This is a genomic window from Bradyrhizobium guangdongense (assembly GCF_006483445.1).
Lineage (GTDB): Bacteria > Pseudomonadota > Alphaproteobacteria > Rhizobiales > Xanthobacteraceae > Bradyrhizobium > Bradyrhizobium guangdongense_A.
This window is the reverse complement of the sequence record NZ_PPPT01000062.1, coordinates 1-12,327: the sequence shown is the minus strand read 5'-3', so window position 1 is coordinate 12,327 and position 12,327 is coordinate 1. Positions and strand designations below refer to the sequence as shown.

15 protein-coding genes are annotated in these 12,327 nt (G+C 65.0%); 8 read left to right on the top strand and 7 right to left on the bottom strand.

Annotation, left to right across the window (positions count from 1 at the left end; all coding sequences use genetic code 11):
* Positions 1 to 77 precede the first annotated feature (77 nt).
* On the top strand, positions 78 to 1,082 hold the full coding sequence (locus C2U70_RS09210) for a polysaccharide deacetylase family protein (RefSeq protein WP_433960668.1): 1,005 nt from the start codon (positions 78 to 80) through the stop codon (positions 1,080 to 1,082).
* On the top strand, positions 1,075 to 2,232 hold the full coding sequence (locus C2U70_RS09205; protein WP_246666712.1) for a glycosyltransferase: 1,158 nt from the start codon (positions 1,075 to 1,077) through the stop codon (positions 2,230 to 2,232). Before C2U70_RS09210 ends, C2U70_RS09205 begins: the two co-directional genes overlap by 8 nt.
* On the opposite strand, the gene C2U70_RS09200 is transcribed toward C2U70_RS09205, so the two are convergent.
* Complete coding sequence (locus tag C2U70_RS09200; RefSeq protein ID WP_140977684.1) at positions 2,162 to 3,367, bottom strand: glycosyltransferase family 4 protein; 1,206 nt, start codon at positions 3,365 to 3,367, stop codon at positions 2,162 to 2,164. The two genes, C2U70_RS09205 and C2U70_RS09200, sit on opposite strands and share 71 nt — an antisense overlap.
* An 11-nt stretch (positions 3,368 to 3,378) precedes the next feature.
* On the opposite strand from C2U70_RS09200, the gene C2U70_RS09195 reads away from it, so the two are divergent.
* A complete protein-coding gene (locus C2U70_RS09195) occupies positions 3,379 to 4,737 on the top strand; it encodes a hypothetical protein (RefSeq protein WP_246666711.1) in 1,359 nt (452 codons plus the stop codon).
* A 170-nt stretch (positions 4,738 to 4,907) separates the two neighbouring features.
* Entirely contained in the window at positions 4,908 to 5,816 is a 909-nt protein-coding gene (locus tag C2U70_RS09190) for an acyl-CoA acyltransferase (RefSeq protein ID WP_140977683.1), read from the top strand.
* Here C2U70_RS09190 and C2U70_RS09185 read toward each other — a convergent pair.
* On the bottom strand, positions 5,813 to 6,355 hold the full coding sequence (locus tag C2U70_RS09185) for an RBBP9/YdeN family alpha/beta hydrolase (RefSeq protein WP_140977682.1): 543 nt from the start codon (positions 6,353 to 6,355) through the stop codon (positions 5,813 to 5,815). The genes C2U70_RS09190 and C2U70_RS09185 overlap by 4 nt on opposite strands.
* A gap of 123 nt (positions 6,356 to 6,478) precedes the next feature.
* On the opposite strand from C2U70_RS09185, the gene C2U70_RS09180 reads away from it, so the two are divergent.
* On the top strand, positions 6,479 to 6,949 hold the full coding sequence (locus C2U70_RS09180) for an Lrp/AsnC family transcriptional regulator (RefSeq protein ID WP_140977681.1): 471 nt from the start codon (positions 6,479 to 6,481) through the stop codon (positions 6,947 to 6,949).
* 24 nt (positions 6,950 to 6,973) lie between these two features.
* Here C2U70_RS09180 and C2U70_RS32915 read toward each other — a convergent pair whose 3' ends face one another.
* From C2U70_RS32915 to C2U70_RS09170, 3 genes are all read right to left on the bottom strand, one after another.
* Complete coding sequence (locus C2U70_RS32915) at positions 6,974 to 7,111, bottom strand: hypothetical protein (protein WP_186294149.1); 138 nt, start codon at positions 7,109 to 7,111, stop codon at positions 6,974 to 6,976.
* Between the two features lie 66 nt (positions 7,112 to 7,177).
* Positions 7,178 to 7,777 carry an NAD(P)H:quinone oxidoreductase gene (wrbA, locus tag C2U70_RS09175; protein WP_140977680.1) on the bottom strand — a complete coding sequence of 200 codons (600 nt, stop codon included), beginning with the start codon at positions 7,775 to 7,777 and terminating at the stop codon, positions 7,178 to 7,180.
* A gap of 144 nt (positions 7,778 to 7,921) precedes the next feature.
* Complete coding sequence (locus C2U70_RS09170) at positions 7,922 to 8,620, bottom strand: pirin family protein (RefSeq protein WP_140977679.1); 699 nt, start codon at positions 8,618 to 8,620, stop codon at positions 7,922 to 7,924.
* A gap of 116 nt (positions 8,621 to 8,736) precedes the next feature.
* Between C2U70_RS09170 and C2U70_RS09165 the strand changes: the two genes are divergently transcribed.
* The gene (locus C2U70_RS09165; protein ID WP_140977678.1) at positions 8,737 to 9,675 is read left to right on the top strand and encodes a LysR family transcriptional regulator; all 939 of its coding nucleotides are present in this window, start codon (positions 8,737 to 8,739) and stop codon (positions 9,673 to 9,675) included.
* A 2-nt stretch (positions 9,676 to 9,677) separates the two neighbouring features.
* Here the strand turns inward: C2U70_RS09165 and C2U70_RS09160 are convergent, their stop codons facing one another.
* Positions 9,678 to 9,935 (bottom strand): hypothetical protein, encoded by a 258-nt coding sequence (locus C2U70_RS09160; RefSeq protein WP_140977677.1) that lies wholly within the window; start codon positions 9,933 to 9,935, stop codon positions 9,678 to 9,680.
* 189 nt (positions 9,936 to 10,124) lie between these two features.
* Here C2U70_RS09160 and C2U70_RS09155 point away from each other — a divergent pair, with 189 nt between their 5' ends.
* Both C2U70_RS09155 and C2U70_RS09150 read left to right on the top strand, forming a co-directional pair.
* Complete coding sequence (locus C2U70_RS09155) at positions 10,125 to 11,114, top strand: Bug family tripartite tricarboxylate transporter substrate binding protein (protein WP_140977676.1); 990 nt, start codon at positions 10,125 to 10,127, stop codon at positions 11,112 to 11,114.
* 106 nt (positions 11,115 to 11,220) lie between these two features.
* On the top strand, positions 11,221 to 11,571 hold the full coding sequence (locus C2U70_RS09150) for a hypothetical protein (protein WP_140977675.1): 351 nt from the start codon (positions 11,221 to 11,223) through the stop codon (positions 11,569 to 11,571).
* Between the two features lie 13 nt (positions 11,572 to 11,584).
* Here the strand turns inward: C2U70_RS09150 and C2U70_RS09145 are convergent.
* Positions 11,585 to 12,327 (bottom strand): adenylate/guanylate cyclase domain-containing protein (locus C2U70_RS09145; protein ID WP_140977674.1); only part of this gene is annotated, 743 nt, incomplete at its 5' end.

The window sequence follows — 12,327 nt, the reverse complement described above, 5'->3', positions numbered from 1 at the left end:
GGGCTCCTGCTCCCCAACATTGGAATGTCGGTTCTGAACAATGTGCGCAGAACACTGCGCTTGAGTTGGGAGCTGAGTTGAAATTGTTGCTGTTCGCCACAGCCAGTGCACTTGCGCTACCGTTTGCCAGGGTGACAGACCGCGCCCTCGGCCCGCGCGGCTGCCTGTTCACGTTTCATCGGGCGGCACCCTCTGATCTCTGGGAGAAGCTTCCCAATCGCAACTTCTACATCGATGTCGCGTTTCTCGACCGGTTCCTCGGCTATCTCGCCGCGCAGAACTGGGACGTGGTGACGATGAGCGAGGCGCAGCGCCGCATCTCCAGCGGCGATCGCGGCAACGGCTATGTGAACTTTTCGATCGACGATTGCTATCGCGATACGTTCGAGGTCATCGCGCCCTTGTTCCGGAAGCACAAGGTGCCGCTGACGCTGTTCGTCACGACGGGAATTCCCGACGGAACCCTCTCGATGTGGTCGTCCGGTCTGGAAGATGCGTTGCTCAATCGCGACCGCGTGCGCGTCGGCGACGAAACGCTCGTGCTCGACAGCGCCGAGGCGAAGCGCGCGGCGTATCATCGTATCGCCGATTCCTGGGATGGTCCCGAGGCCGACAGGCACTATGCCGCGTTCTGCGCCGCCAATGGCATCGACATCGAGGCCATGCATTGGAAGCACGCGATCACCTGGGACATGCTGGCCGAGCTCGCCCGCGATCCGCTGCTGGAGATCGGTGCGCACACCGTCAGCCATCCGCGCATGTCATCGTTGCAGCCCGAGGCCGCGATGGCGGAGCTCGAGCAGTCGCGCGCGCGCCTGAACGAGCGTCTCGGCATCCATGTCGAGCATTTTGCGTTTCCCTATGGCCGCTCCGTCGATTGCGGTCCGCGCGACTTCGCGCTGGCGCAGCGTGCGGGCTTCCGGACCGCCGCTACGACGCGCAAGGGTCTGGTGCGCCGCGGGCGCGACGCATTCAGCCTGCCGCGCAACACCATCAACGGCGGCCATCGCAGCCTCGCTGCGATGGAGATGCACCTGACGGGGTTCACCGGCGCGGCCGCAAGGGTGCTGGGGCGTGTCTGACACCACGCCGTTGCGGATCGTCTCGATCGCGCACCCGGCCGTCAGCAGCGAGGCCGGCCGGCTGCGCTACCTCCATTTCGCATCCCGTCCCGACGTCGACATGCATCTGGTGATGCCGGCGACCTGGCAGGAGTTCGGCCGCAGCATGACGGCGGAGCCATTCACGGCCGATGGCGTGTCGGTGCACGTGCTGCCGATCCGGATCCCGCATGCCGGGCCGATGAACTGGTATCTCCACTTTTATCCGGCGCTGCGCCGGCTGCTGCGCGAGCTCGATCCTGACGTGATCCATCTCTGGGAAGAGCCGTGGAGCGTGGTCGCGCTGCAGGCGCAGATGCTCCGGCGTCGCGCCGCCCTGGTGCTGGAGGTCGACCAGAACATCCTCAAGCGGCTGCCGCCGCCCTTCGAATCGATCCGCAAGCATGTGCTTGGGCATACCGATCACGTGCTCTCGCGCAGCCCCGATGCCACCGCTGTCGTTCGCGCGCGCGGCTATGCCGGGCCGGTGACGCCGATCGGCTACGGCGTGGATGTCTCGACCTTCACGCCCGGTGCCGTGACGCACGGGCAGTCGTTCCGGATCGGCTATGTCGGCCGCATCATCGAGGAGAAGGGCCTCGACGAGGCCCTCGACGCGATGGCGCGCGGTGCCTCATCGGTGTCGCTCAGCATCATGGGCGAGGGGCCGTATGAACAGACGCTGCGCCGGCGGGTGGACGAACTCGGTCTCGCCGGACGCGTGGATTTTCGTGGCTGGGGCACGCCTGCGGACGTCGCGAACTTCATCCGTGGGCTCGACGCGCTGGTGCTGCTGACCCGGACGACGAACGCCGTTCGCGAGCAGTTCGGGCGCGTGATCATCGAGGCCCAGGCCTGCGGCATTCCCGTGATCGGGTCGACCTGCGGCGCCATTCCCGACGTCGTCGGCGACGGCGGCTGGATCGTGCCGGAGCGCGATCCGGACGCGCTCGGCAAGCTGCTCGCCAATCTTTCCGACAATGCCGCGCTGGTGCAGGCGACCGGGCAGGCCGCGCGACGCAATGTCGAGGCGCGCTTCACCTACGATGCGGTGGCCAACGCTATCGTATCGGCGTGTCGGGCTGCAGCGGAGGCGCTCGCTCCTGCAGCCTCTCGTCGCCACCGCGCTTGATCGCGTCGATCTGCTTCAACAGCTCGATATACTGCGCGCCGACCCGCTCCCAGCTATAGTTGCGGGCGGTCTGGCGTGCGCCGTCACGCATGCGGCTCATCAGCGCCGGGTCGGCAAACGCGTCGGCGAGTTTGGCCGCGATGTCGTCGGCATCCGCCTTGATCCGAAAACCGTTCACGCCGCAGATCAGATATTCCTCGATGCCGCCCACGGGCGTTGCGAACACCGGCAGCGCGCAGGCCATCGCCTCCATGCAGACCAGCGAGAACGTCTCGTAGGCGGTCGGCAGCACGAAGGCGTCCGCGGCGGAATAGATCGCCGGCAGGTCGGAGCGATGGCCTGCAAAGATTAGCCGCTCACGCGCGCGGTGTGAAAGCTTGCGATAGGGGGCGGGATCGTCGGAGCCTGCCACCAGCAGCCAGACATCGTCATCGAGCTGCTCCAGCGCGCCGATGACATGGGCCAGGCCCTTGCGATGGAATTCATGGCCGACGAACAGCAAGAGCTTTGCGTCCGCGGGAATGCCGAACTCGGCGCGGATCGCCCGGCCGCCCTGCGGATCCGGCGTGAAGCGATCGAGGTCGATGCCGTTGGAGATGATGCGGATGCGTGACGACGGCACGTCGTAGAATTGCTGCAGCTCCTGCGTGACGCGCGAGGACACGGCGACGAAGATGCGGTAGCGCAAGCCGCCGATCATCCAGCGCTCGCGCAGGCTCACCCACAGATGCATCGGATTGAGCCGCCAGCGCCACTGGCCGGTGCTGCGCTTCTCGGCGAGGCTCTGCGCGTTGACGGCGTGCACCACCAGCACGTCGCCCTTGAAACTGTCGCCATGGCTGATCACGACGGCCTCGGGATGGCGGCTCAGCGCGCGGGTCACCGCGAGCGTGAACAGCGGCACCACGATAGCGCGGCCGATATAGCGAAACGGCCCGCGGGTCGGAATCCGCGACAGCCAGGGCATGATGCGCTGGATGCCCGAGGCGTGCTCGAAATCGCTGCTGACTGCGCTTGCCAGCACAACATTTGGTAAGCCGTTGCGGTTAAAGATGCGCACGAGCTCGCTGGCGACGGTTTCGACGCCGCCGGCGCTGCTGAGTTCCTGCACGACCTGGACGATCTCAAGCGTCATTGGGCTTATCTATGAAGCTCGCATTGCATATTCGTTCCAATTTGCGTGACATGTTCGCGGTTGCGTTAACCTTTGCGTCATGCCTGACGGCAGCGCAGGCGGCGCCGCCGGATCGTGCAGGCAGTGAACGGCTGAGGGATCGCATCGGCGGTGGCAACCTCGTCACGCATCTTGCGGGCAAGCCCGCGGTGGAGCAGCTCTATGAGGCCCTGCACGGCGTCGGAGCCAAGCTGGGGCGCATGAATTCCTACGGCTGGCGGACGGTCGCGCGCGTTCCGACACCGAAGGATTTCGATGCCGGCATGCTCGAAGCGCACAAGAACGGAATCACGCCGATCATCCTGCTCGAATATGACGGCAGCTATCAGACGCTCGATCCTCCGCAACCTGTTGGATCGTATAACGACTGGTTTCAGGCCGGGAAGGCGATCGCCGAGCGATTCCGCCCGGATGGTGAATGGGCGAAAGAAAACGGTATCTTGGGATGGGGCGCCACCGTCTACTCGGCCATTAACGAACCCGACGTGCTCGCCAATATACCGCGCGATGCCTATCACGATGCGCTGAAGGGGCTAGCGGATGGTGTGCACAGCGTCGATGCGAGCTTGCGCGTCGTGCCCGGCGGCTTTGCGACCTGCAACTCGCATCTCGATGCGACCCTGCGCGGCTATGGGCCCGCGATCGCGGACCTCCTGGAAGACGGCCGTCTCGACGGCATCGACCTCCATACCTATTACAACGACCGCTATTACCCGATCACGCGCGGCCGCGATTTCTCGGCGCAGACCTGCTTCGACCGCGTCAAGCAGGCGATGGGCCTCAAGCGCGATGTCAAATTCTACGCCACCGAGTTCAACGTGACGCGGGCAGGGGAGTGGGATGACTCCAAAACGCTCGGCAAATTGTTTCTGAGTGCGTTCTGGGACCAGGTCACGGTCGTCGGCCAGGACCGACGTTTACCAGTCATGGCATTGGCATTTCCCTGGAATCTCGCCGATACCCCGCGCGTCGACGGACCGCATTACGCCATGGCGATCAGCGAGAACCCGTGGGCTCCGGAGATCCGTAGCGTGGTGCTGCAGACGATTCTGCGGCTCACCGGCGACATGACGCTGACGTCGATCGACAAGAGCCGCGGCCTCACCACGCTGACGAGTCCTGATGCGGAGCTTTACGTCTGGCAGAATCTGCAGGGCTGGACGGACAAGCCCGGCCGCGCGCTCGAGCTGACGCTGCCCGACTGGGCGCACACCGTCGAGATCTGGGGCTGGGAAGGATTGCGCCGTCGCGTTGCCGCGACCGGCGGACGCAATGTGATGAACGACCTCGCCGAAGGCGAGACTTTCATGATCCGCGTGCCGCGGCGGTAATCCGACACGGAATCATCATGCGCAGCCGCGCTTCATTAAGGTAAACGCAAGTGAAGTCGACCCTGTCAGCTGCTTTTGTAAGCATGGAACCCGACATGCTGTTATCCAGCATGCGTCAATTTGGCTGTGATACTGATTGTCGCAGCAAGGATCACTCGGGTCGCGCGCACGTGCAGCTTACGGACAAATCCAATCCGGCGGATGTCTCGCCAGTGCCGTCGTCAGGCGCGGGCCTGAAAGTTCGCGAGATCGTCGAGGGCGATCTGCCGGCGATTGCCGCGCTGCTCAACAAGGGTTTTGCATTTCGCTCCGTCGACTACTGGCGCCGCGGGCTCGCGCGTCACGCCCAGCGCGCGCGCCCGGCCGGCTATCCCGCGTTCGGCTATTGCCTCGATCGCGGCGGCGTGCCGGTCGGCGTCATCCTGCTGCTGTTCTCGGAATTGCGCAGCGGCGACGAGACTGTCATCCGCTGCAACGTGTCGAGCTGGTATGTCGAACCCGAATTCCGGATGTTCGGCTCGCAGATGGTGCGATCAGCGACGCGCGACAAGCGCGTGACCTATTTCAACATCACGCCGGCGCCGCACACCTGGGCAACCGTCGAGGCGCAGGGCTTTTCGGTCTATTGCAAGGGACAGATGTACGGCGCGCTCGCGCTGTCGAGGCCCGTGCCGGGCGCCACGGCCGAAGAGTTCTCGCAAGATCATGCCGATGGACTCTCGGCCTTCGAGGCCGATCTGCTGCGCCAGCATGCCTCCTTTGGCTGCCTCAGCGTCGTCGTGCGCGATGTCGCGAGCTGCCACCCCTTCGTGTTCCAGAAGCACAAGGTCAAGGATCTCGTGCCGGTCTATCGGCTGCTCTATTGCCGCGACACCGCCGAACTCGCAAAGTTTGCCGGGACCCTCGGCCGCTTCCTTGCGAAGCGCGGCGGCCTCTTGGTTCGCTTCGACGCAAACCAGGCCGTGCCGGGAATCGTCGGCTGGTACTCCGAGAAGCGCGGGCGGAAATACGCAAAGGGCCCGCGGCCGCCGCGGCTCGGCGATCTCGCCTTCACGGAAGCCGCGCTGTTCGACAGCTAGGCGCTCGCAAGGCCCGCGCAAAACGCCGCCAGCAATCCGCGACCCTGCGGCCAGTCAGCGAGGCCGCTCGATGCGTTGATGTGCCCGAGTGCGCCGGCGATCACCAATTCCGATCGCCATTCGCGTGCCCGCTGCCGAATGTAGGTGAGTTCGCCATAGGGATCATCGGTGCTCGCGACGATGAGTGACGGGAAGCGCAGCGGCGCCGTCGGCGCCGATCGAAACGAGACGGCCGCAGACGGAAACGCCGGTCCATCGGGATTCGGCACGGAGACGAGGAACGCGCCGGCAATCGGGGAGGTCGACCGCGACGCCCAATGCGCCACCAGCAGGCAGGCGAGGCTGTGCGCGACCAGCACGGGAGGCTCATCACTATCAGCCACGGCACGCTCCAGCGCCTGCACCCAGTCGTCCAGGTCAGGTTCGTCCCAGCTTGCGGGTACGAAGCGGTTGAAGCCAGGCTCGGCCTGCTCCCAGCGCGACTGCCAATGGGCGTCGCCGGAGCCTCCGATGCCGGGAAGGGTGATCATTTTGCGCATGCTGCTCTCGTGCTATCTGGATCGAGTGCGCAGTGTGGACGGTCCGCGTCCGCTGCGACATGGCAAGTCATCGGCGGGAAGCGCCGTTCTGCCGATGATCTCAAGGTGAAACGGAGAATTTTGTTGGATCGTATCGGAAGCGTCGATGCCAAGGATATGAAGATCCTCGAAGCGCTGCAGGCCAATGCGCGCGTGCCGCTGTCCGAGCTCGGCCGCGCGATCGGCCTGTCGCAGCCGGCCATCTCCGAGCGCGTCAAGCGCCTCGAGGAAGCCGGCATCATCGAAGGCTATGGCGCAAGGGTGAACCCGCGTGCGCTCGGGCTTGGGCTGATGGCATTGGTCCGGCTGCGCACCACGCATGAGCACATCAAGACCTGCCTGAAGAGGTTCGCGGAGATCCCGAACATCATCGAGGTCCATCGCGTCACCGGCGACGATTGCTTCGTGCTGAAGGTGCTGGTGCCTGCGCCGGAGGATCTGGAGACGATCGTGGACCGGATCGCGGGCTATGGCGCGGTGACCACGTCGCTGGTGTTGCGCAGCGAACCAGTTCGCGGGATCGGCCGCGAGCTTCTCAGGAAAAAGTCTGACTAAGGGTGTCGCCCGGCGTCAGGCGCATCACGACGCCGTGCAACCCGCGCAACGCATCCGCCCGCGCGAGGCACGAAACAGGCTGCGGCAGTACCACCGCCGCGCCAGTGCCTGCACCGGACGGCGGATCATCTGCACCATCATGAGGACTTCAATCATCGCCATGCCGTCGGAATCTCCTGAGGCGTAAATGGGGCGGCATCCCCGAACGAGAATGCCGCCCCACACGTATCAGCCATGCAGCTTGTTCGCGGTCTCCGCGATCACGCGTCCTTGATAGCGCGCGCCGGCGAGCTCGTTGGCGCTCGGCTGGCGGCTGCCGTCGCCGCCGGTGATGGTCGTGGCGCCATAGGGCGCACCGCCCGTCACTTCGTCGAGCTTCATCTGGCCGGCAAAGCCGTAGTTCAGGCCTACGACCGTCATGCCGAAATGCAGCAGGTTGGTGATGATCGAGAACAGCGTGGTCTCCTGGCCGCCATGCTGGGTCGCGGTCGACGTGAAGGCGCCGCCAACCTTGCCGTGCAGCGCGCCCTTGGCCCAGAGCCCGCCGGCCTGGTCGAGGAAGTTCGCCATCTGCGAGGACATGCGGCCGAAGCGGGTGCCGGTGCCGACGATGATCGCGTCGTAATTCGCGAGGTCGTCAATCTTGGCCACCGGTGCGGCCTGGTCGACCTTGTAATACGAGGCCTTCGCGACCTCGGCCGGCACCAGCTCGGGCACGCGCTTGATGTCGACGGTGGCGCCGGCTTCGCGTGCGCCTTCCGCGACGGCATTGGCCATCGCTTCGATATGGCCGTAGGCGGAATAGTAGAGGACGAGAACTTTGGACATGGTGGTCTCCGTTGGTAAGGCAGTTGGCATTGTGATTGCCGTCGTTCCGGGGTGATGCGAAGCATCGAAACCGGAACCTCGAGATTCCGGGTCTGGTCCTTCGGACCATCCCGGAATGACGGCGGATGATGTGAGTATCCGTCGCTACGCCGCGTCGACGAGCACCAGCTCGGAATCTTCCAGAGCCGTGATCTTCAAACTGTCCTCGTCACGGATCGCCGCGCCATCGCGGGCGTTGACGCGGACGCCGTTGATCTCGACCGCGCCTGCGGCCGGCACCAGATAAAGGTGACGCGACTTCTGCACGGCGTATTCGGCGCTCTCGCCGGCCTTGAGCGTGGTCGCGAGCACGCGGGCGTCGGCGCGGATCGGCAGTGCGTCCTTGTCGTCAGCATCGCCGCTCGCGATCGTCACGAGCTTGCCGGAGCGGTCCGCCTTCGGGAACGGCTTTGAGCCCCAGGTCGGCTGGCCGCCACGCGCCGTCGGCTCGATCCAGATCTGAAAGATCTTCGTCTTGGTCGGCTCGAGATTGTACTCGGAGTGGCGGATGCCGCTGCCTGCGCTCATCACCTGCACGTCGCCCGCCTCAGTGCGTCCCTTGTTGCCAAGGCTGTCCTGGTGGGTGATCGCGCCTTCGCGCACATAGGTGATGATTTCCATGTTGGCGTGGGGATGGGCGGGAAAGCCGGTGTTCGGCGCGATCTCGTCGTCGTTCCATACCCGCAAGGATCCATGGCTCACATTCGCCGGGTCATAATAGCTCGCGAAGGAGAAGTGATGCTTGGCCTTGAGCCAGCCGTGGTCGGCGCCGCCGAGTTTTGCAAAGGGTCTGAGTTCGATCATGGGATCAGTTCCTTGTTGAACGTCTGATGGTGCTTGGATAAGCCTTCGCCTGTGGTATAGAAATAGAAACTATTAAAACTCATTGTTTCCATAAAATCCCCCAGCGGATCGGACCCATGGCAAAGCTCCCGGATTTCGAGGCCCTCGCGATTTTCGCAAAAATCGTGGAATTACGGTCGTTTGCGGCCGCCGCCAGCGAGCTCGGCATGTCCAAGGCGACCGTTTCCAAGGCCGTCACCCGGCTCGAGGAGCGGCTGGGCGCGCGCCTGTTCAACCGCACCTCGCGCCGGCTCGTGCTCACCGATGCCGGCCACAAGCTTGCCGATCGCGCGACGCGGCTGCTCGCCGACGGCGAGGCGGCGGAGAACGAGGCGCTGGCGCAATCGGTCGCGCCGCGCGGCCTCGTGCGCCTCGCGGTGCCCATGACCTTCGGTGTGAAGGCGGTCGCGCCGCTGTTGCCCGAATTCTTCGAGGCCTATCCTGAAGTGTCGGTCGATCTGCACCTGAGCGATGCGACCGTCGATCTGATCGGCGAAGGTTTTGACGCCGCGCTGCGCATCGCGCGGCTGCCGGATTCCTCGCTGATCGCGCGGCGGCTCTTCACCATGCCGCGCTACACGGTGGCGGCGCCGTCCTATCTGAAGCGTGCGGGCCGGCCGACCCATCCGATGCATCTCGCCGGGCACACATGCTTCAGCTACGCCTATCTCTCCACGCCGAACATCTGGCACTACACCAATGCAGCCGGCGAGCAGGCGAGCGTGCGCCCGGCGGGACAGCTGCGCGTCAACAATGGCGAGGCCGTGATGCCGGCGGTCGTTGCCGGCCTCGGCATCGCCGATCTGCCCGAGTTCATCGTCGGCGAAGCGATTGCTTCAGGCGAGGTCGAGGTGATCCTGAAGGACTGGAAGCAGGCCGAAGGCGCCGTGCATCTCGTCATGCCGCCCGGCGGCCCGCGGCCCGCGCGCGTCGAAGTGCTCGCCGATTTTCTCGCCGCAAAACTGCCGCTCACCTGCAAGCGGCGTCCGAACACCTCCGGTGCACGCAAGGCGTAACGTTACGAGGTCTTTGGCCGACCGCCGGTGATGACGCGCAACCGCGGCTTCAACGTGGCCTCCAACTCCGCGCGTAATGCGTGCACACGCGGATCGGCGGAGCGCGATGCGCAGACCGCATATTGATGCACGGAGCGCGCCAGCGCCTGCTGCGTGTCCGGTGTGTTGGTGATCTCCGGCCTTGCAAGCCGCAGCACGATGCCTGCGAGACTGACCAGCATCTCGTCCAGGGCGCCGTCGATGGTGCCGAGATCGTTCATCCCATAGACTCCCTGCGCATCAACTGGCGGAAATGTGGCTGCGTTCCCTCAACGGCGTGGACAGGGCTAACGGCTGGTAAATGCGCGACGCGTTGCGCGGGAATAGTGGCACGAAGATACCTTTGCCCCCGTCATCCGCTGCGCTAGGCTGTGTCCGTAACAAAAAGACTGACGGGAGGGGGCTATCCGATGAATCGACGCGATCTCCTGCGCGCGGCAGCGATGCTGCCATTGGCTCAAACCGCGCTCTCACGCACCGGCTTCGCGCAAGGCGCCTATCCCTCCCGCAACGTCACCATGATCGTGCCGTTTCCGGCCGGCGGTCAGGCCGATCTCGCGGCACGCCCGGTTGCGATGGCGCTGGAGCGCATTCTCGGCAAGCCTGTCATCGTCGACAACCGCGCCGGCGGAGGCGGTGGCTCCGTCGGCAATGCGGCTGCGGCCCGCGCCGAACCTGACGGCCACACGCTGCTGATGACCTTGTCTTCGCTCGCCGTGCTGCCCGAGGCCGATCGCCTGTTCGATCGTCCCGTCGCCTATGAGGTTTCGCAATTCGCGCCGATCGCGCGCGTGCTGGCCGATCCCACGCTGCTGGCGGTGCCCGCGTCGGCACCGTGGAAGACGGTGCAGGATTTTGTCGACGATGCGAAGAAGCGTCCGGGGCAGATCACCTATGGCTCGTCGGGTCCCTACGGCACGCTGCATGTGGCGATGGAGATGTTTGCGACCAGCGCCGGGATCAAATTGCTGCACGTGCCGTTCCGCGGCGCGGGCCCCGCGATGACCGCGATCCTCGGCGGCACGGTGCAGGCGATCGCGGCAGCACCCGGCACGCTGAAGCCGCAGGTCGACGACGGCAAGCTGCGCGTGCTCGGCAATTGCGGCGCGCAACGCATCGCAAGCTTCCCCGACGTGCCGACGTTCCAGGAGCTCGGCTACAAGGACGTCGAGATGTATATCTGGGCCGGCGTGTTCGGACAGAGCGCGATGCCCGCGCCGATCGTCAACCGGCTGCGCGAGGCGATGGCGCAGGTGATGAAAAGTCCCGACGTCATCAAGATCTTCGAGGCGTCGGGCAGTCTCGTCGCCTATCAGGACGCGCCGGAGTTTTCGCAATTCGTGAGGGAGGACAGCGCGCGGCTGATCGCGGCGGTGAAGAAGATCGGCAAGGTGGAGTAGGTTCCAAACGATCGCGCCATTCCGCTTTCACGTTTAGTTGTTGGTCCAGAACCTTCCGGCGCCTCATTGATTGAGGAGCTTTTGGCGAAGTGGAAGGATCTGGAACATGCGAACAGGGCTGACAGCGCTGGGTGCGGCGCTCATCGCCGGCGGCATGCTCGCGCAGAGCGGCGCGTCGGCGGAAGAATACCGCGGCACGATGGAGCAGCAGATGGCCTGCACGCCTGATGTCTGGCGCCTCTGCAGCGACCAGATTCCGGATGTGAACCGCATCGTCGCGTGCCTGCGGCAGAACACGCCGCAGCTCTCGAGCGGCTGTCGCGCGGTGTTCGAATCCAACAACCAGGCGCAGCCGCAACAGCCACCCCCGCGCGGACGCACGGCACCGCCGCCATATAACCGAGCGCCGCCGATGCAGCCTCCGCCGCGGCCCTATTATGATGACGATAACGACTAGGGCGTGAGCCGTCTCATTCCCGGCTCTCGCGGCGCTCCCTGTCTCTGCGCGAGCGGGGTCCGCCCAGCACTGTTCGCAGGACGACAAACAGGAGGATGCCGGCGACCGGCCAATGGAACCAGATCCTGTGCGTTCCGCTGAAGAGATTGATCAGGATCAGGAAGCACGAAACTGTAAGCGCGACTGCAACCGGCCGCGGCAGGTTCGCCAGCCAGTCCGAGACCGCACCCATTGGCGTGGACGGCACGGGTCGGTCGCGAGTTCCGGGATTGCCGATGTCCGCGGTTGCAACACTCGCGCGCTGTGGAACAGGCGCATCGGAGCCTGCATGTCCCGCGGGGTGGCCGCTCGTGGTGACGCGATAGCTGACCACGGGCGCAATGTTTTTCATGGGTCGCTGTCCCAGGCAGTCGAAGCCAACGGACAGTTTGTTGTACACCTGGTCGTAGACCGAGCTGGAGATCACCACGCCACCGGGCTCAGCCAGCTCCTGCAATCGTGCCGCGATATTGACGCCGTCGCCGTAGATGTTGGTGCCATCGACCATCACGTCCCCGAGGTTGATGCCGATGCGAAACTGCATCGGTTGGGCGTGAGGCGGGTTTGACGCCTGGCTGGAAATCTCCTGCTGGATCTCGACCGCGCACTGCACGGCCTCGACGACACTGCCGAACTCGGCGATCACGGCGTCGCCCCACGTGTTCACGATCCGCCCGTCATGGCGCTCGACCAGCCCTGCAATGGCGGTGCGGTAGC

What these genes read in the sequence shown, in the direction of transcription:
- wrbA (WP_140977680.1), bottom strand. Translation starts at nt 7,777, where the DNA reads ATGTCCAAAGTTCTCGTCCTCTACTATTCCGCCTACGGCCATATCGAA.
- C2U70_RS09160 (WP_140977677.1), bottom strand. Translation starts at nt 9,935, where the DNA reads ATGAACGATCTCGGCACCATCGACGGCGCCCTGGACGAGATGCTGGTC.
- C2U70_RS09200 (WP_140977684.1), bottom strand. Translation starts at nt 3,367, where the DNA reads ATGACGCTTGAGATCGTCCAGGTCGTGCAGGAACTCAGCAGCGCCGGC.
- C2U70_RS09165 (WP_140977678.1), top strand. Translation starts at nt 8,737, where the DNA reads ATGGCAAAGCTCCCGGATTTCGAGGCCCTCGCGATTTTCGCAAAAATC.
- C2U70_RS09195 (WP_246666711.1), top strand. Translation starts at nt 3,379, where the DNA reads ATGAAGCTCGCATTGCATATTCGTTCCAATTTGCGTGACATGTTCGCG.
- C2U70_RS09155 (WP_140977676.1), top strand. Translation starts at nt 10,125, where the DNA reads ATGAATCGACGCGATCTCCTGCGCGCGGCAGCGATGCTGCCATTGGCT.
- C2U70_RS09150 (WP_140977675.1), top strand. Translation starts at nt 11,221, where the DNA reads ATGCGAACAGGGCTGACAGCGCTGGGTGCGGCGCTCATCGCCGGCGGC.
- C2U70_RS09185 (WP_140977682.1), bottom strand. Translation starts at nt 6,355, where the DNA reads ATGCGCAAAATGATCACCCTTCCCGGCATCGGAGGCTCCGGCGACGCC.
- C2U70_RS09170 (WP_140977679.1), bottom strand. Translation starts at nt 8,620, where the DNA reads ATGATCGAACTCAGACCCTTTGCAAAACTCGGCGGCGCCGACCACGGC.
- C2U70_RS32915 (WP_186294149.1), bottom strand. Translation starts at nt 7,111, where the DNA reads ATGGCGATGATTGAAGTCCTCATGATGGTGCAGATGATCCGCCGTCCG.